The organism is Candidatus Methylacidiphilales bacterium (genome assembly GCA_033875315.1).
Taxonomy (GTDB): Bacteria; Verrucomicrobiota; Verrucomicrobiia; order Methylacidiphilales; family CAZTYG01; genus JANRJG01.
In genome coordinates this window covers 140,307-157,998 of sequence record JANRJG010000038.1, presented here as the reverse complement: position 1 = coordinate 157,998, position 17,692 = coordinate 140,307, and the positions used below count along the sequence as shown (strand labels likewise).

General features: G+C 62.7%; 19 protein-coding genes. 8 read left to right on the top strand and 11 right to left on the bottom strand.

Annotation, left to right across the window (positions count from 1 at the left end; translation table 11 throughout):
- Nucleotides 1–52 precede the first annotated feature (52 nt).
- The 10 genes from SFU85_11280 to SFU85_11235 all read right to left on the bottom strand — a co-directional run bounded on the left by SFU85_11280 (nt 53) and on the right by SFU85_11235 (nt 8,066).
- Nucleotides 53–424, bottom strand: a complete 372-nt coding sequence (locus SFU85_11280; protein MDX6767359.1) for a hypothetical protein — start codon at nt 422–424, stop codon at nt 53–55.
- Nucleotides 421–1,011, bottom strand: a complete 591-nt coding sequence (locus SFU85_11275; protein ID MDX6767358.1) for a hypothetical protein — start codon at nt 1,009–1,011, stop codon at nt 421–423. The genes SFU85_11280 and SFU85_11275 overlap by 4 nt, the downstream gene beginning before the upstream one ends.
- A 259-nt stretch (nt 1,012–1,270) precedes the next feature.
- The gene (locus SFU85_11270) at nt 1,271–1,612 is read right to left on the bottom strand and encodes a hypothetical protein (protein ID MDX6767357.1); all 342 of its coding nucleotides are present in this window, start codon (nt 1,610–1,612) and stop codon (nt 1,271–1,273) included.
- A 230-nt stretch (nt 1,613–1,842) separates the two neighbouring features.
- Entirely contained in the window at nt 1,843–2,829 is a 987-nt protein-coding gene (locus SFU85_11265) for a malate dehydrogenase (GenBank protein ID MDX6767356.1), read from the bottom strand.
- A 103-nt stretch (nt 2,830–2,932) separates the two neighbouring features.
- Complete coding sequence (locus SFU85_11260) at nt 2,933–3,325, bottom strand: septum formation initiator family protein (protein MDX6767355.1); 393 nt, start codon at nt 3,323–3,325, stop codon at nt 2,933–2,935.
- A gap of 5 nt (nt 3,326–3,330) precedes the next feature.
- On the bottom strand, nt 3,331–4,605 hold the full coding sequence (gene eno / locus SFU85_11255) for a phosphopyruvate hydratase (protein MDX6767354.1): 1,275 nt from the start codon (nt 4,603–4,605) through the stop codon (nt 3,331–3,333).
- Nucleotides 4,606–4,664: 59 nt separating this feature from the next.
- Nucleotides 4,665–6,488: a GreA/GreB family elongation factor gene (locus SFU85_11250; GenBank protein MDX6767353.1), complete on the bottom strand. Its 1,824-nt coding sequence runs from the start codon at nt 6,486–6,488 to the stop codon at nt 4,665–4,667.
- A gap of 66 nt (nt 6,489–6,554) precedes the next feature.
- Entirely contained in the window at nt 6,555–7,142 is a 588-nt protein-coding gene (locus tag SFU85_11245; GenBank protein MDX6767352.1) for a hypothetical protein, read from the bottom strand.
- The gene (locus SFU85_11240; protein MDX6767351.1) at nt 7,124–7,450 is read right to left on the bottom strand and encodes a hypothetical protein; all 327 of its coding nucleotides are present in this window, start codon (nt 7,448–7,450) and stop codon (nt 7,124–7,126) included. Before SFU85_11240 ends, SFU85_11245 begins: the two co-directional genes overlap by 19 nt.
- Before the next feature lie 31 nt (nt 7,451–7,481).
- Complete coding sequence (locus tag SFU85_11235; protein ID MDX6767350.1) at nt 7,482–8,066, bottom strand: sigma-70 family RNA polymerase sigma factor; 585 nt, start codon at nt 8,064–8,066, stop codon at nt 7,482–7,484.
- A gap of 80 nt (nt 8,067–8,146) precedes the next feature.
- Here SFU85_11235 and SFU85_11230 point away from each other — a divergent pair, with 80 nt between their 5' ends.
- Nucleotides 8,147–8,908, top strand: coding sequence for a YebC/PmpR family DNA-binding transcriptional regulator (locus tag SFU85_11230; GenBank protein MDX6767349.1), 762 nt, complete (start codon nt 8,147–8,149; stop codon nt 8,906–8,908).
- 23 nt (nt 8,909–8,931) lie between these two features.
- Complete coding sequence (locus SFU85_11225; protein MDX6767348.1) at nt 8,932–9,690, top strand: PEP-CTERM sorting domain-containing protein; 759 nt, start codon at nt 8,932–8,934, stop codon at nt 9,688–9,690.
- A 15-nt stretch (nt 9,691–9,705) separates the two neighbouring features.
- Here SFU85_11225 and SFU85_11220 read toward each other — a convergent pair whose 3' ends face one another.
- On the bottom strand, nt 9,706–11,418 hold the full coding sequence (locus SFU85_11220; protein ID MDX6767347.1) for a peptide chain release factor 3: 1,713 nt from the start codon (nt 11,416–11,418) through the stop codon (nt 9,706–9,708).
- Between the two features lie 49 nt (nt 11,419–11,467).
- Between SFU85_11220 and SFU85_11215 the strand changes: the two genes are divergently transcribed.
- Genes SFU85_11215 through SFU85_11190 form a run of 6 tightly spaced genes read left to right on the top strand, consistent with a single transcriptional unit; the run spans nt 11,468 to nt 17,663 of the window.
- Nucleotides 11,468–12,064 carry a hypothetical protein gene (locus SFU85_11215; GenBank protein ID MDX6767346.1) on the top strand — a complete coding sequence of 199 codons (597 nt, stop codon included), beginning with the start codon at nt 11,468–11,470 and terminating at the stop codon, nt 12,062–12,064.
- Nucleotides 12,061–13,020, top strand: coding sequence for a type II secretion system protein GspK (locus SFU85_11210; GenBank protein MDX6767345.1), 960 nt, complete (start codon nt 12,061–12,063; stop codon nt 13,018–13,020). The genes SFU85_11215 and SFU85_11210 overlap by 4 nt, the downstream gene beginning before the upstream one ends.
- Nucleotides 13,017–14,213, top strand: coding sequence for a hypothetical protein (locus SFU85_11205; GenBank protein ID MDX6767344.1), 1,197 nt, complete (start codon nt 13,017–13,019; stop codon nt 14,211–14,213). The genes SFU85_11210 and SFU85_11205 overlap by 4 nt, the downstream gene beginning before the upstream one ends.
- Entirely contained in the window at nt 14,210–14,785 is a 576-nt protein-coding gene (locus SFU85_11200) for a hypothetical protein (GenBank protein ID MDX6767343.1), read from the top strand. The genes SFU85_11205 and SFU85_11200 overlap by 4 nt, the downstream gene beginning before the upstream one ends.
- Before the next feature lie 11 nt (nt 14,786–14,796).
- On the top strand, nt 14,797–15,489 hold the full coding sequence (locus SFU85_11195) for a hypothetical protein (protein ID MDX6767342.1): 693 nt from the start codon (nt 14,797–14,799) through the stop codon (nt 15,487–15,489).
- Nucleotides 15,486–17,663 (top strand): secretin N-terminal domain-containing protein, encoded by a 2,178-nt coding sequence (locus tag SFU85_11190; GenBank protein ID MDX6767341.1) that lies wholly within the window; start codon nt 15,486–15,488, stop codon nt 17,661–17,663. Before SFU85_11195 ends, SFU85_11190 begins: the two co-directional genes overlap by 4 nt.
- Nucleotides 17,664–17,692: the final 29 nt, after the last annotated feature.

Below are 17,692 nucleotides of genomic sequence, written 5' to 3'. Positions count from 1 at the left end.
ATCAGGATCCCTTTCCCGACACCGAGCAAAGTGAAGCGGGGAAGTGTCCGGCTCAGCGACCGATTGAAAGAGGGGCGATGTGGCGTACGGCCAGCATGAAGACACTGTTGGACAGCAGGAGCAGAACCGGAGACAGGGCAGCGCAGGCCAGACCTTCCCAGGGAACCCGCCTGATACGCAACGCACGGCCAAGCAGCAGGAGGCATCCGCACAGCCATAGCGTCAGCAAGGCGAGACCGGCCAGGGCCAGACAATCCGCATAGGTTGGGAAAACCCGGGTGAAGGCGTATTCCCATTTCATCGTGGCCGCCTGGGGGGTGACAAAGTAGCCGGCTGCTGCGCTGATCGAGCCCAGCACCACGCCCGCAGCCGAGGCAAGTAGCAAGCCCCTTTCCCAAAGGACCCGGCCTTCCGTAGGATTCATCGCGAGGTGATGGCGGTCAGTTCGAACAGATCCACCGCGGCGTCCTGGCTGATGCCGAAATAAATTTGATAGGTCCCGCCCATTTTATCCGGCCGGGCTTCCTCGGCCTTCAGGATTTCCTGGCTGCCGGACAGGAGGGAGAGGCGGATGCGGTCCTTGGTTTTCAGGTCGGCGGTCAATTGCAACGGGCCAGACATGGTGGACGGGGCCTCGGCTTCCGCGAGGACGGTGGCGTTATCGCCATCGCCCCGTTGGAGATAAAAGCGGCCCTTGCTCTTGTCCAGGTAAGCGTAGTAGTAGAGGCCGGAGGAGAAATCGATGAAGCCGAAGCCACCCGAACCGCCCGGCGAGGTAATGGTGAAGTTTCCGCTGAGGTTCAAGGTGTCCGTGTAAGCGGCGACATTGACCGACTGGATTTTGGCCCCCTCCTTCAGCCGGAGGAAGCGTTTGCCCTTTTCTTCGGTGATGACCCCGTCGCCGGCCTCGCTGAGGTAACTCCAATGGCGCAACGTAGAAAGGTCGGCTTTCTTGGTTTCTTCTTTCCAAGTGTCTTGGGCGATTTTGGCCGAGTAGGCGTTGGGGATCAAAAGGACGACGGCGCTCGCGGCGGTGAGAACCCATGAGTGCGCTCGTGATCTGGTTAAACCGATCGTGTCTTGCCGGGGGGAAGAAAAAGAGGATTGGGAGTAGAACCGACCCGGGCTCGAACCTAGGGGACCATGCATGGTGAGAGGCTAACCGTGCCAGGAGAAAAGTCCAGAGCGCCAGAATCGACTGGGCGGCTTTTGAAGAATGGTCAGGGACGATCTTCCCCCCCGCGCTGGCTTTGAGGTTCCGATTGGCTGATCAGGCGAAGCGAATCCAGCGGGAAAGGTTGGCCATGCGGCCGGAGGGTGGGTCCTCTGAGGGGGGTGGGGCGGTGTCCGGAGGGGCCAAGAGGGAAATTTGTTCGGGGTGTGTTGCCTCGGAGGCCATGATCGGCATCAGGAAGGTTTGGGTATCGACCCAGTCCGTGCTGTGTGACTCCCGGATGTAATCCTCGGCCAACAATTCGCCCTTGTGCCAGAATTCCAGAACATCCTCGGTCATGAAGGGGCCGTGTTCGGTGTGGTCCCTCCAGATGTAGTAGAGGTTGGATGGAGGAACTTCCACGCGTGCGGTCACCCGCTGGTATTTGTTTCTGGCCATGGGCCTAGCATGTGCCAGGCATTGCCAATCTCAAGTATTAATTAGCTCTAGAAAAAAGTTATTACATTTATGGGGGGCGGCCGAAGTTGGCCGGCAGGGAAGTTTACAAAAAAATGGGAAGGGGCCTGACAGGTCGTCAAATGATTTGTCAGACACCGGCCCGGGCCGTTAGGGCAAAAAAAAGCCCGGCCGGAGCCGGGCTTTTTGGCTATATGGGGCTCGAGGCCGGGTCAGCCGCCGATCATCGATGCGACCATGGCCCGTTCTTCGACCAGTTCCTTGTTGGTGGCCGCGATTTTGGCCTTGGCGAAATCATCCTGTGCGTAAGAAGTGATGACCTCGTAGCTCCCGGGGGTGGTGGTTTTCACCGGCATGCCGGCCCACACGTTCGGGTCGAAGCCGTAGTGGCCATTGGATTTGACGGCAACGGAATGGATGGCCCCGGGGGTGACCAGGCTCCGGACATGGTCGACGAGGGCGTTGGCGGCGGAGGCAGCGGAGGAAGCGCCGCGGGCGGCGATGATGGCGGCGCCCCGCTTGCCGACGGTTTCACAGAACGGGCCCCTGAGCCACTCGTGGTCGGTGATGACGTCGGTGGCTTTTTTGCCGGAGATGGTGGCGTGCGCGAAGGCGGGGAACATGGTCGGGCTGTGGTTGCCGTAGATGAAAATGTCCTTCACCTCGGTGAGATCGACCTTGGCCTTGAGGGCGAGCTGGGTCTGGGCGCGGTTCTGGTCGAGACGGACCATGGCGGTGAATCGCTCGGCCGGGAGGCGTTTGGCCTGGCTGGCGGCGATCATGCAATTGGTGTTGGCAGGGTTGCCCACGACGGCGACGCGGGCGTCATCGGCGGCGACCTCGTCAATGGTTTTGCCCTGGCCGATGAAGATCTGGCCGTTGTCTTTGAGGAGGTCGGCGCGTTCCATGCCGGGTCCGCGGGGTTTGGCGCCGACGAGCAGGCACCAGTTGGCGTCCTTGAAGGCAACCTTGGCGTCACCCGTGAGGACCATGCCCTTGAGGAGCGGGAAAGCGCAGTCGTCGAGTTCCATGGCGACGCCTTCGAGGGCCTTCATGGGTTTTTCCAAGGGCACTTCGAGCAATTGGAGGATGACGGGTTGTTCGGGTCCGAACATGGCACCGGAGGCGATGCGGAAAAGAAGCGAGTAGGAGATTTGGCCGGCAGCACCGGTGACGGCAACACGGATGGGGGATTTCATAACAAGGCCGATATTAGTTTTTTTGTTCCCGCTGACAATGCTTGTCTGGGGTGGCCTACGACTCAGTAGATTCGAAGTCGGTCGCGACTGGAAGCCTGATAGATCAAGGCTGGGGGCTGTCCTGGCGGAGGGGGTTGGCTTCTCCGCCGTAGGGGGGGAACTTGAAGATGGTTTCGCCTTCTTTTCCGTAATTCAGGACGTCGCGGGCCATGCGCTCCACGTAGAAACGGTCGTCGCGGAGGGCGTAGAGAACTTGCTGCAGTTTGAGGGTGCGGGCCTGTTCGGACTCGATTTCGCCGAGAAGGGCGATCTTGCGTGCCTGGGCCTGCTGGGTTTTGAGGATCTGGGGCCAGAAGATCACCCCGGCCAGGGTGAGCAGGCCGAGGATGATGGCGAAGTAGAACCAGGGGACCAGGCGACCCCAGAGGTCGCCCGTAGACGGCCGCGTGGAGGCGCGGATGCTGCGCGGATCGAAGAATTTCGACCGTGCCCCCATGCGGATCAGAGCACCCCGCCGTAAACGGCGCTGGAGCCCAGCTCGGCCTCGATTTGCAGGAGGCGGTTGTATTTCGCCAAGCGATCGGAACGGGAGAACGACCCGGTTTTGATCTGTCCGGCATTGGTGGCGACGGCGATGTCGGAAATGGTGGTGTCTTCGGTTTCTCCGGAGCGGTGGCTGATGACGGCGGTGTACTTGTTCGTCTGGGCCAGCTCGATGGCGTCGAGGGTTTCGGTGAGCGAGCCGATCTGGTTGACCTTGACCAGGATGGAATTGGCGGTGCCGGTCTGGATGCCCTTGCGGAGGAACTCGACGTTGGTGACGAAGAGGTCATCGCCGACGAGCTGGGTGTTGTGGCCCATGGCGTCGGTGAGTTTCTTCCATGAGGTCCAGTCTTCTTCGGCGGTGCCGTCCTCGATGGAGATGATGGGGTATTTTTTCTGCAGGTCCTGGTAGAAGGCGATGAGCTGTTCACCGCTGAGTTTGCGGCCGTCGGACTTCTTGAAGACGTATTTCTTGTTCTTGGCGTCGTAGAATTCGGAAGAGGCGACGTCGAGGGCGATGAAGATGTCCTTGCCGAACTTGTAACCGGCCTTCTTGACCGCCTGGGCGATGACTTCGAGGGCGTCTTCGGTGGAGGAGAGTTTGGGGGCGAATCCGCCCTCATCGCCGACGGCGGTGCCGAGGTGGCGGTCGTGGAGGATGCCTTTGAGGGTGTGGAAGATTTCGGCACCGTAGCGGATGGCTTCCTTGAAGGAGGGCGCACCCTTGGGGACGATCATGAATTCCTGGAAGTCGATGGGGGCGTCGGAGTGGGCGCCACCGTTCATGATGTTGGCCATGGGGACGGGCAGGACCTTGGCATTGGGGCCGCCGAGGTATTTGTAGAGGGGTTGGCGGAGGGCGGCGGCGGCGGCGTGGGCGTTGGCCAGGGAGACGGCGAGGATGGCGTTGGCGCCAAGCTCGGACTTGGTCGCGGTGCCGTCGAGCTTGATCATGGCCCTGTCGATGCCGACCTGGTCGCAGGCGTCGTGGCCCTTGAGGGCGGGGGCGATTTTCTTGTGGACGTTGGCCACGGCCTTGAGCACACCCTTGCCGAAGTAACGGGTCTTGTCCCCATCGCGCAATTCCACGGCCTCGTGCACGCCGGTGCTGGCGCCGGAGGGCACCATGGCGGTGCCAACGGCCCCGCCGGAGAGTTCCACGCGGGCGGCCACGGTGGGGTTGCCACGGGAATCGATGACTTCGAGGGCTTGGATGGAAGAGATGGAGGTCAGGCTCATGGAGGAGGGTTCAGGTTGGGGTTATAAGGTTTGGGTGGGGAAAGTACAGACGATTATGAGGCGAAGGGCTTGATCGAATCGATGCGGACCCGGCGGATGGCGGATCCTTCGAGGGGAAGGTTGACCACGTCACCGACCTTGCGTTTCATCAGGGCGGAGGCGACAGCCGTCATGTAGGAGATGATTCCCTTTTCGGGGGCACTGTCCCAGGCGCCGAGGATGGTGTATTCGAGTTTGGCACCGCCGTCTTCGTCGACCAGCGACACGATGGTGCCGATGTTGACCTCCGAGCAATCGACGTTTTTGAAGTCGGTGCCCTGGGCGGTCACGAGCATGCCTTCCAACTCGGCCTTGCGGCGCATGAGGATGGTCTGCATTTCCTTGGCGGATTTGAATTCGTGGTTCTCGCGCAGGTCGCCGTAGGATCGGGCCACGCCGATTTCCTTGCTGTTCTCGGGGATTTTCTTGAGGACGATTTCCTCCAGTTCCTGCTGGCGGCGGCGCAGGCTTTCCCAGGAGACGATGAGGGGTTGGGCCTCGCTGCGGCTTTCTCCCTTGGTGATCATGCTCTGGACGTAGGGGTAGAGCTTGACCAGGGCGGCGAGGAGGGAGCGCTTGTCGAGTTCTTCGAAAGCCGGGCTTTGCAGGACGGCACGGGCGACGTCGCGGACCTGGTCCTCACCGGCGCTGGCCAGGAGATCCTTGAGCAGTTCCTTGTCGGTCAGGAGGAGGTCCTCGAGGCGCGAGGCTTTGCGGGAGCCGCCGAGTTGTTCGAATTCAAGGACGGAGAGGATGGCGGCGAAGAGTTCGACGTTGATGAGGGAGGCGAAATCGCCGCCGCGATTGCGGGCCAGCCAGAAGAGGAAGTCGTAGTGGAGGTTGCGCTCGCGGATGAGGCGGGTCAGAAGGCTGAGGAGTTGGTCAAAGCGGCCATCGTTCTTGTAAGTGGTGATGATGACCTCGGCCAGGCGGCTGTTGGCCAGGGGCATGAGTTGGGCGGTGGTGTTGTTCCACTGGTCGCCGACCATGTTCTTGACGCGCTCGAGGCAGCGGGACTGTTTGGCCGCAGGGAGGGCCTCGATCAGGTTGACGAGGTTCTTGAGGTCACGGGGGAGGAATTTTTGCAGGGCGGCGTTGTTGGCGGCGTGTCCCGCGGCCAGGGACAACTCATCGCGGGCGAGGCAGAGTTCGACCGCGAGGGCGGACTGGGAGACGGGCATCTTGGCCAGGATGGCTTCGACCTCGGCATTGACTTCGGTGAAGACGGCCGGGTCGTTGATTTCTTTCCAGTGTTTGGCCAAACCGTCGAGGGTGGGGATCTTGGCTTTGGCCCCGATGGCGTCACGGAAGGCTTCGAGGGAATTCTGTTTGCGGTCGGGAGGACTGTCGTGGAGGAGGATGGTTTCGGTGCGGCGGGAAGGGACCACAAAGTGGGGGTCTTTCTTCATTTCCCGCTTGGCCGCTTCCCACCATTTTTTCCAGTCGGCGGGTGGAATGAGGGCGGGAACAAGGGCAATCTCAATGCGTTCCGCGGTGGCGTCCTTGCCCAGGCTGCGGACGACGGTGCGCATGGTTTCGCCGGGGTTTTTCTTGGCGGCGGCGCGGACGGTCTCGGGGTCGTTGAGAACCTTCGAGATGATGTGGTCTTCGGGGAGGGGTTTGAGGGATTCGGCGGCGAAGTCGAATGTGAGGGTGTGTCCGGGCTTGCCGGTGAAGTCGACGACCATCTGGCGGAGGGCGGTGTCCCAGAGGCGGATTTTGCCATTGCCCCAGCTGCGGTGTTGGCAGCAACGGCCCGGGGCCAGTTCCTGAAGTTTGGCGGCGGTTGCGGGATTCAGTTGTTCAGTGTCGACGAGCTGTTGCAATTCGGATTCCATTCACGCCGATAGTGCTTCATAGAGCAATGAATTGCAACGGCAAATCGGCGGGGTCCCGGAGCAGCATCAGGGAGCTGCGGGTGGGGAGGGGAAACGCTGGCGGATTTCCTTGAAGGCGGTGCCCATTTCCATCTTGAGCTGTTCCTCGGCCTGCTGGCGGACGCGGGTCTCTATGGCGATGCGTTTTTCCCAGTAAAAACGGACGTATTCGTTTTCGCGTCCGGCTGGAATGGCCCACTTCTGTTCGCGGGCTTCGGCCAGGGCTTCCTCGCGGGTGCGCTGCCGGAAGCGTTCGATCACGCGGTGAAAATCCTCTTTCCCGGTTTCGTCCATTTCCTGGTATTTGGGCCAATTTTGAATTTCTTCCTGGACGCGTTCCGGGGGGAGGAGGGCGATTTTGAGCATCTGGCCGAACTGGGGGGAGCCGGCCATGAGGAAGGGTTTGAAGGGCATGAGGTGGCGCAAGCCACCCTTGGGGGGGCGCATACCGCCCTTGCCTTCGCCCGGTGGGCCGTCCAATGGGGGACCGCCGGGACCGTCTTCCGCACCGGGGCGCGGAGGCGGCGGAGGGAAGTCCGCTTGGGCGTGGGCCGACGAAAGACTCAAGATCAGGACGGCGGCCGCGCCGAACAGGGTCACCACTCGACGTTCCATGACCGGCTTTGCTCCTGGTAGGCGACGAAGGCATCGAGACCCTGGTGGATTTCATCATCGGCCATCAAGTTGGGGGTGGATTCGGCGGGTTGGGATATCCGCCATGTGACGATGGCCGTAAGGGCGATGGCCAAGGCGCCGGCCAGGACCGGCATGCGGAAGAGGAGGCCGGGCCGGGCCCAGAAGGGACGGCGGTTTTCCTCCTCGCGACGGAGGCGGGCCATCAGGCGCTGTTCGAACCAAGGGGGTGCGGGCGGGGGCGGGGCCTGCGCCAGCAATTGGTCCAGATGGTCGATGGGTTCTTTCATGATGCCTCCTGATATAACTCCTGATTTTGGGTTAAGTTTCACGCAAATAATCCTGCAATCGCTGCCGTAGCATGTCGCGGGCCCGGAAAAGAAGGGATTTGACCGCAGGTACGGTAGTTTGGAGGACGCGGGCGATTTCCTCGTAATCGAGCTGTTCATACTGCCTGAGCACCAGGGCGGATCGCTGCAGTTCGGGCAGCTCGGCCATGGCCGTCTCCAGGGTCCGGCGCATTTCTTTCTCCTGGAGCATCTGGTCGGCGGAGCGGGCTTCCGGGTCGGGCAGGGGGGATTCGATCTCCTCGCCGTCGGGCCCGACCGGGTCGAGGGGAACTGAGGGGTGGCGGCGGGATTTTTTCAACTGGGTGAAGACACAATTGCGGCAGATGGTCATGAGCCAGGTGGTGAATTTGGCCTCGGGACGGTAGCGGGCCGCAGCGCGGTGGACGCGTATGAAGACCTGCTGGGCCACATCCTCGGCTTCGCTTTGGTGGGCGCCGAGCATCTTGTAAACCGTCCCGTAGACCCGGTCCTGGTGGCGCCGGACCAACGCGGCAAAGGCCCCGTCGTCGCCTGCGGCCGTGGCGCGCATGAGGTCCTCGTCCGGGAGGTCTGACATGGGGGCGATCATAACGGGCCCGGATCGAACCGTCCACCGTTGACAAAGTCGCGTGGGCGACGTTTTATGGCCCTTCCACTATGGCAGGACACAGTCATTGGTCCCAGATCAAGCGCGCCAAGGGGGCGGCCGACGTCAAGCGCGGCCAGCTCTTCAGCAAGCTGTCGCGCGAAATCACCGTGGCCGCCAAGATGGGCGGGGGCGACCCCTCGTTCAATCCACGCCTGCGCACGGCTATCCAAACAGCCAAAGCCGAGTCCATGCCCGCCGAGAACATCGAGCGTGCGATCAAGAAGGGCACGGGTGAACTGGAGGGGGTTTCCTACGAGGAACTGACCTATGAAGGCTACGGCCCGGCGGGGGTGGCGCTGTTGGTTGAGACCCTGAGCGACAACCGGAACCGCACCGCGCAGCAGATGCGGGCGATTTTCACCCGCGGGGGCGGAAACCTCGGGGCGACCGGGGCCGTCAGCTGGATGTTCAAGAAGAAGGGCTGGTTCCGGCTGGAGGGGGGCGACGAGGAAAAGGTGATGGAAGCGACCCTGGACGCCAACCCGGAGGACATTGCTGTCCAGGATGGGGCGGTCGAGGTCTTCTGTGCGCCGGAGAACTACGAGTTGGTGGAGAAATCGCTCAAGGCGGCAGGCTTGGAGCCCGGGCAGGCCCGGCTCAGTCTCTTTGCCGAAAACCTCACTCCCGTGGCCGACCTTTCCACGGCCCGGCAGGTCCTGGATCTGGTGGAAGCCCTGGAAGAGCACGATGACGTCCAGCGCGTTCATACCAATGCGGACATTTCGCCCGAGCTGGTCCGGCAGTTGTCCGCAGGTGGATTGACTCCCTAGCCTTTTTTGGCTAAAATTTTTTGATGAAGAAGCGGCTCCTCGCTTTATCCATCTTGGCATTGGTCTCTAATCCGGTCCGTCTCCCCGCCGTCAATCTCATCATTCAAAATCCAGGTTTCGAGAACACATCCGGGCAGACGGTGTTCCAGGAATTCACCTTTGGCACGCCCGCGGGCTGGGCCCTTTACGACCCCAACAGCCTGGTCAACCAAAGCACGGTGTATACCGGCACGTTGCAGCCGAACGGCGTGCAGTTTTTCCCGGTGCCGGCCCCGCAGGGCAGCCGCGTGGCCATTCTTTTCAACAGCGGGAGCAAGGCGGCGGGCGTCTATGGTTACCAACAGACACTGACCGACACCCTCCAGGCCAATACGCAATACTCCCTGACCGTACGGGTCGGCAACATCACCTCGGGAACGTCCCAGAACAACACCTTTTACAATCTCTCCAATTTCCCCGGCTACCGCGTCGATCTTCTGGCGGCCGGGTCGGTCATCGCCTCCGACAACAACAGCCTGAGCATCGCCGAAGGCGCCTGGGCTTTGAGCACGGTCACCTTCACCACCGGGGTATCGGTGACCCCGTCACAGGCGCTGGGCATCCGCCTGACCAGTTTGAATGCCACCAACGCCGCCGGGGTGGACAACGAGGTCGACTTCGATGATGTCCAGCTCACCGCCGTGGCCGTTCCCGAGCCGGGAAGTTTTGGTTTGTTAGGTCTGGGTGTGTTGGGGCTTGCCTGCTGGAGGAGGCTCCGTCCGGCCGGATTGGGCCGCCATTGACGGTGTCCGGTGTGGTTACTTGAAGGGGGAGGCCGAGGTTTCCCAGGCCGGATTGCGTTCGGAAAAGAATTTGATCGGCCAGGTTTCAGGAAAGAGGGCCACCGGGCGTTCTTCGGCATCCAGGGCCAGACTGACGCCGGTCGGCAGGTCGCATTGCCAGGGGTCGCCGCCTTCGGCCGAGCGGATCCAACGGATGTGCCGCCAGGGGGCGGGTTCCACACGGGACAAGGCCCCGTACTCGCTCTCCAGCCGGTATTGTACGACCTCGAACTGGAGGGGGCCGACCGCACCTAACAAAGCAATCCGCTGGGCGGCGTGGGGCTGGGAGAACCCCTGGACCACGCCCTCGGCCAGGAGCTGGGTCAGGCCCTCGCGGAAGCGCTTGGATTGCGCGGTCGAGGGGTTGTGGAGGAATGCGAAGCATTCCGGGGCGAAACGGGGGATTTCGTCAAAGAAGACGTCGGGCTTTTCTGCCAGGGCGTCACCGATCTGGAAGTCGTGGTTGCCGACGATACCGACGACGTCGCCGGCGTAGGATTCGTCGACGGTTTCCCGTTCCTGGGCGAAGAGGCGTTGGGAATTGGAGAGGCGGACTTTCTTTCCGGTGCGGGTGTGGGTGACCTGCATGTCGCGCTCGAATTTGCCCGAAACGACGCGGATGAAGTAGATGCGGTCGCGGTGGCGGGGGTCCATGTTGGCCTGGATCTTGAAGACAAACCCGGCAAAGGCGTTTTCCGCGGGGTCGATGACACGGTCGCGGGATTTGCGCGGGCGCGGTGGCGGGGAAAGCTCGAGGAAGGCGTCGAGGAGCAACTGCACCCCGAAATTGTTGCTGGCGCTGCCGAAGAAGACCGGGGTCAGTTCGCCGCGCTCGACCGCTGCGCGGTCGAAGGCGTGGCCGGCCCCGTCGAGCATGGTGAGTTCCTCGACGGCTTGGGCGAGGGAAGCGGGGTCGGTGTGTTCCTTGACGAAGCTGTCGTCCAAACCGCCGACTTTGACCGGGGCGCGGTAGGCCCCGTGGGCGGTGCGCTCGAAGAGGTGCATTTCCTGCGTCCGGCGGTCGAAGACCCCGCGGAATTCGGGTCCGGCGCCGAGGGGCCAGTTCATGGCGCAGGCGCCGATGCCGAGGACGGACTCGAGCTCGTCGAGGAGCGTGAGCGGCTCGCGGGCGGGGCGGTCGAGTTTGTTCATGAAGGTGAAGATGGGGACGCCGCGCTGGCGGCAGACTTCGAAGAGCTTGCGGGTCTGGGTCTCGATCCCCTTGCCGGCATCGATGACCATGATGGCGGCGTCGACGGCGGTGAGGACGCGGTAGGTATCCTCGGAGAAGTCCTTGTGGCCCGGGGTGTCGAGGAGGTTGACCACGCAGCCGCCGTATTCGAACTGGAGCACGGTGGAGGAGATGGAGATGCCACGTTTTTTTTCCAGCTCCATCCAGTCGGAGGTGGTGGCGCGCTGGTTCTTGCGGGCGGTGACCGAGCCGGCAAGCGAGAGGGCGCCGCCGTAAAGGAGGAGTTTTTCCGTGAGGGTGGTTTTGCCGGCATCCGGGTGGGAGATGATGGCGAAGGTGCGGCGGCGCTGGATTTGCTGGGGCAGGCTCATGGGATGCGGAAGGGGGAGGAAGCGTCCCAGAACCGACGCCGGAGGCAAGCCGGAAGCCCGGGAGCCGTGGACGGTCGTCGGAAACGTTTGGCGGGGGACGGGGAAGGGGCTAATATGGCTAGACATGCGAAGTGTCCATACCCCGGGAGTCGGAAGAAGAGGGAGGGCCGGAGGCATGACCCTCTTTGAGGTGGTGTTGGCCATGGCCATCCTGGTGGCGATCGCCGGCGGGGTGCTGCTGACCATTCGCACCTCGATGGAGACTTCGGTGCGGGTGGCGCGGGTGCGGGATGATGACGCCATTGTCTATTCTTTTGTTGAACTGATGCGGGAAACGTTCCGCAATCTGCCCTCCAACGCGACCCTGCAGGTCCTGAACGACCGGGCCGCGTCGCCGCCGGTGCAGCGGCTGGTGATCGACGAGCCGGGGCGCATCCTGGGCTTCGGACAGGTGTCCTTTGTGCGCCAACGGGTGGTGATGGACGCGGAACGTCGCCCGGGCGGGTTGATGTGCGTGCAGTTGACCGCGTTCAACCGGGTGACGAAAGTGGGGGAGAAGCCGGTGCCGTTGGTCTTGATCGACGACCTGGAGATGTTGAGCTGGCGTTTTTTTGATGCGCGTTCCCAATCCTGGCAGGAGGACTGGCAGGATGGGGGGGTGCGGCCGACAGTGGTCGAGCTGACCCTGCGCCGTCTGGGCCGCCCGGAACTGGTGCAGGTGATGGAAGTGGTGCCGCGGGCTCCGGTGGCGGCACAGGCCCCCCCGTCATGAAGCCGGAGGCCCACCCCATTCCTGTTGCCGGAGTGCGCCGCGGCCGGCGTGGGGCAATCCTGTTGTTGATCCTATGGGCGGTGATCATGCTTTCGGCCATTCTGGTGAAGGTTTACGGGTTGCTCAGCCTCGATGTCGAACAAGCCACCGTGGAAAACCGCACCGTGCGCGCCCGTTTGCTGGCGGAAAGCGGCCTGGCCCTGGCCCGCCATCCCGAGATCGAGCGCGATTCCCCGCTCTTGAAATACGAGGAAGATGGAGGCAACGCGAGCCGCGAGGTGGTGTTTACTTCGGAAGGGGCGCGGCTGAACCTCAATGCCCTCCTGGCCAAGGACGATGACATCACACTCGTCCGCCTGCTCAATTCCTGGGGGATGAAACTGGAAGAGGCCGAGACGGTGCGTGACCGCATGGCCGACTGGGTGGATGGGGACGGGTTGACACGGATCGACGGAGCGGAACGGGATGCTTACTTGGAGGCCGGGCTGGCGGCCTATCCCCTCAACCGTCCGTTCCAGACCATCGAGGAAGTGCGGGAAGTATTGGGAGTGGCGGAGTTGCTCGATGAGGCCCACCCGGGCTGGGAGGATTCGTTCAGCCTCCATGCCCAGGGAGGGTTGGATTTGCAGGATGCCCCGGCCGAGTTGATCGAAGTGGTCTGCGGGGTGACACCCGGCGAGGCCGAGCGGTTTGTGCGCACACGCCAGGGCCGCGACCGGACGGACGGGACGGACGACGACATCAAATTTGAGAGTGCGGACCAGGCTTTGCGTGTACTCGGGGTCGGGGCAGAAGAAGCCGAGGGCCTGAAGGGGGCCGTCACGGTGGGAGGGAAACTGTTCCGTTTCGAATCCACTGGAGTTGTCGGGGGAAGGAAGGTTACCATCTATGAAATCGCCAACCGGGGGACGGATTCGCGCCAAACCGTGTCCCGTTGGGAGCATTTGGGACCATGACCACAGCCGCCAAATCCAAGAAGCGACAGGACATCTGGCTTCTACCCGAAGCGGCTGGATGGACCATGGGGCCGATAGGCGGTTCGCGGGAGTCCCTCGCATCAGAGCCGGTCGCGGCCCGCGCCGATGGGATGGTCTGGCCCTTGCGTCATTTGGTGGGGTTGCCGCTTTGGTTGACCGGCAGCGATGCCACAACTTTTGCCGGGGCCGCCGGTCTGCAATTGGAGAAGCAGGGGATCGGGCCGCGCGTTTACCACGAGGAAAGTCTGCGGGTCAGCGAAATCCTGCGTGAGGGGGAGAAGACCATGGTGCTGGCGGTGGCGGTTTCGCGCCAGGTCAAGGAGGCAGACTTCAACGCCACCGCCCGGAGTTACCCGACCGCCTTGGAATCGTTGGAGTGGCCGGCCGACCGGCTGGTTCTGTTCCTTGAGCGCAATGCATGGATTCTGGTCGCCACCCGGGGCAAGCGTCCGGTTTACTTTTCGGCCTTCAGCGGCCCGTCCTTGACGGTGGGTGCGGCCACGGATGTCGCCTGTATCGCCGAAGGGTTGAAGCGAGGCGGCTTTGTCCCATCTTTCGCGGGCGTGACCTTGTGGGATGCGGTCGATCCGGCGACCGAGCACGCCCTCCGGGGTGAGCTGGGGCTGCCGGTGGTCCTGTCAGCCCGTCCAGCCTGGGTGCCGCCATCCACGGGGGCCGACGTGATCCATCCTGCCGTTGCTTTACAGCGCCAGCGCAGATCGAGGGCCCGCCAAGTCCGGCAGATGGCGGCCATCCTGGGCATGGTGTTGCTGGCGGTGCTCGGGGTTTCCGGTGGTCGGGTGCTCTGGTCGCTCCAGCAATTGCGTTCCTTGGAATCCGAATATGCCGCCCTCCGGGACGAGGCCGAGGGCATCCGGGAGATTGCCCGCCGATGGCGGCGGCTGGAAAGCACGGTGGATCCCGAAGTTTTCCCCCTCGAACACCTGCGGGCCGTGGCCGCCCTGTTGCCGCCAAGCGGGGTCCGTTTGACCGAGTTCCAGTGGAAGGATGGTCAGTTGCGGCTGACGGGCGAAGCGTCCGACACCACCATGGCCTTTTCCTATGCCGAAGCCCTCAAGGGACATGATGCTTTTGTCTGGGAGATGGATCCGCCGAATATCCAGCCCAACGGCAGCGCGCAGTTTGTGGTCAAGGGAAAGGGGGGGCGATGAGCGCGTCCCTTTTCCAGTTCAACGCCCGGGAGCGGGTCATGGGCATGGTCTTCCTGGTCGTGGTGGTGGGCATCGGGGCCTGGTTCCTGTGGGACGAGCTGGCCGCCCGCCAGGCTGCCATGGTGAAGCGCCAGCAAAATGTGAAGTTACAGATCGCCGAGGCCCGTCGCTGGATTGCGGATAAACAGCTTTGGAATCAACGGGCGGCCTGGCTGGCCTCGGAATTGCGGCCCGCGGGTTCGACGAACGAGGCCAGCCCGAAATTTCTGGAACAACTCCAGAAGTCGGCCGCCGAACGCAAGCTGGTCATCGGCCAGCAGGGTCTGCTTGATCCGGTGGAGGACCGCGAGTTCATCGGTGTGGGGGCCAAGCTGGTGTTCCAAGGGCCGTTGAAAGAGGTCGGCCAATGGCTGGCCATGGTCCAACAGCCGGGGGAATTCGTCGAGGTGACCTTCCTGGAGTTGCGTCCCCTGAAGGAGGCGGGCCAGGTGGAATGCTCGGCCCAGTTGCGCAAATGGTATGGCAACAGGGCCGGTTCCGTGGCCCAGAACCCAACCGGGAATCCCAAATGAAATACTTGTGGATGACTGTATTGTTGGGCTTTCCCGTGCTGTCCGCACAGGAGTTGCCGCCCGGCCTTCCGCCGGAAATGACGGCAGGGACCGCCCCGTCGACCGCCGTGGCGCCGGTCCCCGCCCCGTCGGCTCCGGCTCCTTCGACCCCGGTCACGATCCCATCTGCCCAGACGCCCATCCCCGGACGCGTCACAGTGGATCACTACGGGTCCATCTGGCAGCGGTCGCCCTTTGAATTATCGATCCAAGCGGCGAATGCCGCCCCGACGGGCATCGCCGCCGATTGGCTGCTGACTTCGCTCAGCCGGGTGAACGGGGAGCCGGTGGCCATTGTCGTCAACAAGACCAATGGGGAAACGGCGGTGGTCAAGATGAGGGAAAGCAGCGCCCACAACCTCCGTCTGGTCAGCGCCGACATCAAAACGGACTATCGCCAGAGCAAAGTGAAGATTGCCCGCGGAACCGAAGAGGCCGAATTGATTTTCCAAGAGCAGGACCTTTCTTCGCTGGCCTCCCTGGCCCCGGCCGCTCCCGCGCCGGGAAATACCAATCCGGCCAACCCTGTCAATCCGGCCGCCCGTCCACCGGGAACTTCCGCCGCCATTCCCGGCTTGCCGGCCGGCACGTCCTCCACGCCCAGACCTCCACGCCGCTTGATCATCCGACCCAAACCCGTGACCCCGCCCCCCAACAACCCATGAAATCTCCCCTCCGCTTCCTTTTCGCCGGTTGCTTCGGCCTGCTTCTGGCCGCTTCTTTACCGGCCCAGAATCCTCCGGCGACCTCCCAGGAAATGGTGCCGTTGCAACTGCCCAATGCCCCGGTGGAAACGGTCCTGAGTTTGTATGAGCAATACACCGGTAAAACCATCCTGCGCGGCCAGAACATCACCGGTCCCTTCATCCGCCTGGTCGTGGCCGAACCGGTGCCCAAGGACAAGGCCGTACGCTTGATCGAGGCCGCGCTCCTGCTCAACGGCTTTTCCCTCGTCCCCGGGCCCGACAACACGGTCAAGGTCCTGAACGTCGGCCAGAAGGGCGGGCCACGCACCGAAGGCATCCCCATCTTCACCCGGGCGGAAGACCTGCCCCCGGGCGACCAGGTGGTCAGCTTCTTTGTCCCGCTGACCTACATTGATACGTCCAAATTCATGCAAGTGGTGCAGCAGGCGGCCTCGGGGAATCCATACTTTGGTTTGGTGGAAATGAAGGATGCGGGCGCGGTGCTGGTCACCGATACTTCCACCCTCATCCGCCAATACCTCAAGCTCAAGGAACTGGCCGACGTGCCGCCGGCGCGGCTGACCCGGGAATTCGTCCAGTTGGAACGGGCCGATGCCGAACGGGTGGCGGAACTGCTCAACCAGCTCATCCAGGGTCGCAAGCAGAACCAACAACAGACCGGTGGAGGTAATCCCCAGGGCCTGCCCCCCGGTACTCCGGGTGCGGAAGGGGCCGGCAGCAGCGAAGCCAACTACCTCTCCGGCGACATCCAGTTGACCCCGGACCGCCGCACCAACCGCATTCTGGTCATCTGCTCGCCCCTGGCTTTTCCGCCTATCAAGCAATTAATCCAACAGTTCGATGAAGCGGTGGAACTCGAGAAACCGTTTGTCCGCCCGCTCAAGTATGTCGCCGCCGACGAGGTCCTGCCCGTCCTCGGGGAGCTCCTCTCGGAAGTGGAAGGGGACGTCAAGGAGGGGGCTTCCTCGGGTTCCGCCGGTGGCACCAAAGCCCCCCAGAGCGGTTCCACATCAAACTCACGCACGAGCGGATCATCGTCCTCCTCCGGTTCGGGCTCGGGTTCCGGGATCAACAAATCCGACCAGCTCGGGAGTCCGGACGACGACCAGGCCCCGCGTTCGCTCAACGTGGGCAAGACCCGCCTCATTGCCGACAAGCGGTCCAATGCCATCCTCATCATCGGCTCGCCGGAGAGCGTCAACAAAGTCTCGAGCATCCTTGACAGTCTCGACATCGAGCCCCGGCAGGTTTTCCTTTCAACGGTCATCGGCCAGTTGACCCTCACCCGCGAGACCGAGTTCGGCGTCGACATCCTGAACAAATACAATTCCGGGATCGCCAGTTCCAGTGTCACTCCCAGCAGCCAGTCCAAGCTGCGCCCGGCCCCGGGATCGCTTCTCAGCGCGGCGAGCTTCGTCGGGGCGGCCAACGGGTTGACCGTTTATGGCGCGTTCGGTGACATCATCGACGCCTACGTGCGGGCCTTCGAGGAGACGCGTAATTTCAAAGTTTTGTCGCGTCCGAGTGTTTTCACCTCCAACAACAAAAAAGCGGTCATCCTTTCGGGCAGACGCGTGCCGGTCCCGACCCAGAGCACCACCGACATCAGCACGGGCAACACCAACACCAGCATCAATTACGAGGACGTGGTCCTCAAGCTGGAGGTCATCCCGCTGATCAACTCCGACAACGAGGTCACGCTCCAGATCGCCCAGCAGAACGACAGCATCGTCGACACCCAGATTGTCGACAGCAATGAAATTCCTGTCATCAGCACCCAGGAGGTGAACACCACCATCAAGGTGGGGAACAACAACACTGTCATCCTCGGCGGCCTGATCGAGGACACGGCCAGCCGCACGGAAACCGGTGTTCCCATCCTCAAGGACATCCCCCTGTTGGGTTACCTTTTCAAGACCACCAACATCAACCGTCCGCGCAACGAACTCATCGTCATGATCCAGCCGCGCGTCATCGGGCAGGGCGAGTCGGTGAGTGAGAAGAGTGACGAGGAGGCGAAACGCTACCTCCTCAGCCCGGATGCGGCCGATGCGGCCCAGAAGACCGAGCCGGTCCGGACCCAACTCAAACGCCCCAAGCCGCCCCGGGGCCTGTCCCCCGCCCAGCCTTGAGCGGGGTAAAGGCATTTTCACCACGAAGA

Bases quoted from the DNA above. Each gene is read 5' to 3' on its own strand.
- SFU85_11280 (MDX6767359.1), bottom strand. From the start codon at position 424: ATGAATCCTACGGAAGGCCGGGTCCTTTGGGAAAGGGGCTTGCTACTT.
- SFU85_11270 (MDX6767357.1), bottom strand. From the start codon at position 1,612: ATGGCCAGAAACAAATACCAGCGGGTGACCGCACGCGTGGAAGTTCCT.
- SFU85_11265 (MDX6767356.1), bottom strand. From the start codon at position 2,829: ATGAAATCCCCCATCCGTGTTGCCGTCACCGGTGCTGCCGGCCAAATC.
- SFU85_11260 (MDX6767355.1), bottom strand. From the start codon at position 3,325: ATGGGGGCACGGTCGAAATTCTTCGATCCGCGCAGCATCCGCGCCTCC.
- SFU85_11250 (MDX6767353.1), bottom strand. From the start codon at position 6,488: ATGGAATCCGAATTGCAACAGCTCGTCGACACTGAACAACTGAATCCC.
- SFU85_11245 (MDX6767352.1), bottom strand. From the start codon at position 7,142: ATGGAACGTCGAGTGGTGACCCTGTTCGGCGCGGCCGCCGTCCTGATC.
- SFU85_11240 (MDX6767351.1), bottom strand. From the start codon at position 7,450: ATGAAAGAACCCATCGACCATCTGGACCAATTGCTGGCGCAGGCCCCG.
- SFU85_11235 (MDX6767350.1), bottom strand. From the start codon at position 8,066: ATGTCAGACCTCCCGGACGAGGACCTCATGCGCGCCACGGCCGCAGGC.
- SFU85_11230 (MDX6767349.1), top strand. From the start codon at position 8,147: ATGGCAGGACACAGTCATTGGTCCCAGATCAAGCGCGCCAAGGGGGCG.
- SFU85_11225 (MDX6767348.1), top strand. From the start codon at position 8,932: ATGAAGAAGCGGCTCCTCGCTTTATCCATCTTGGCATTGGTCTCTAAT.
- SFU85_11220 (MDX6767347.1), bottom strand. From the start codon at position 11,418: ATGTCTAGCCATATTAGCCCCTTCCCCGTCCCCCGCCAAACGTTTCCG.
- SFU85_11215 (MDX6767346.1), top strand. From the start codon at position 11,468: ATGACCCTCTTTGAGGTGGTGTTGGCCATGGCCATCCTGGTGGCGATC.
- SFU85_11210 (MDX6767345.1), top strand. From the start codon at position 12,061: ATGAAGCCGGAGGCCCACCCCATTCCTGTTGCCGGAGTGCGCCGCGGC.
- SFU85_11205 (MDX6767344.1), top strand. From the start codon at position 13,017: ATGACCACAGCCGCCAAATCCAAGAAGCGACAGGACATCTGGCTTCTA.
- SFU85_11200 (MDX6767343.1), top strand. From the start codon at position 14,210: ATGAGCGCGTCCCTTTTCCAGTTCAACGCCCGGGAGCGGGTCATGGGC.
- SFU85_11195 (MDX6767342.1), top strand. From the start codon at position 14,797: ATGACTGTATTGTTGGGCTTTCCCGTGCTGTCCGCACAGGAGTTGCCG.
- SFU85_11190 (MDX6767341.1), top strand. From the start codon at position 15,486: ATGAAATCTCCCCTCCGCTTCCTTTTCGCCGGTTGCTTCGGCCTGCTT.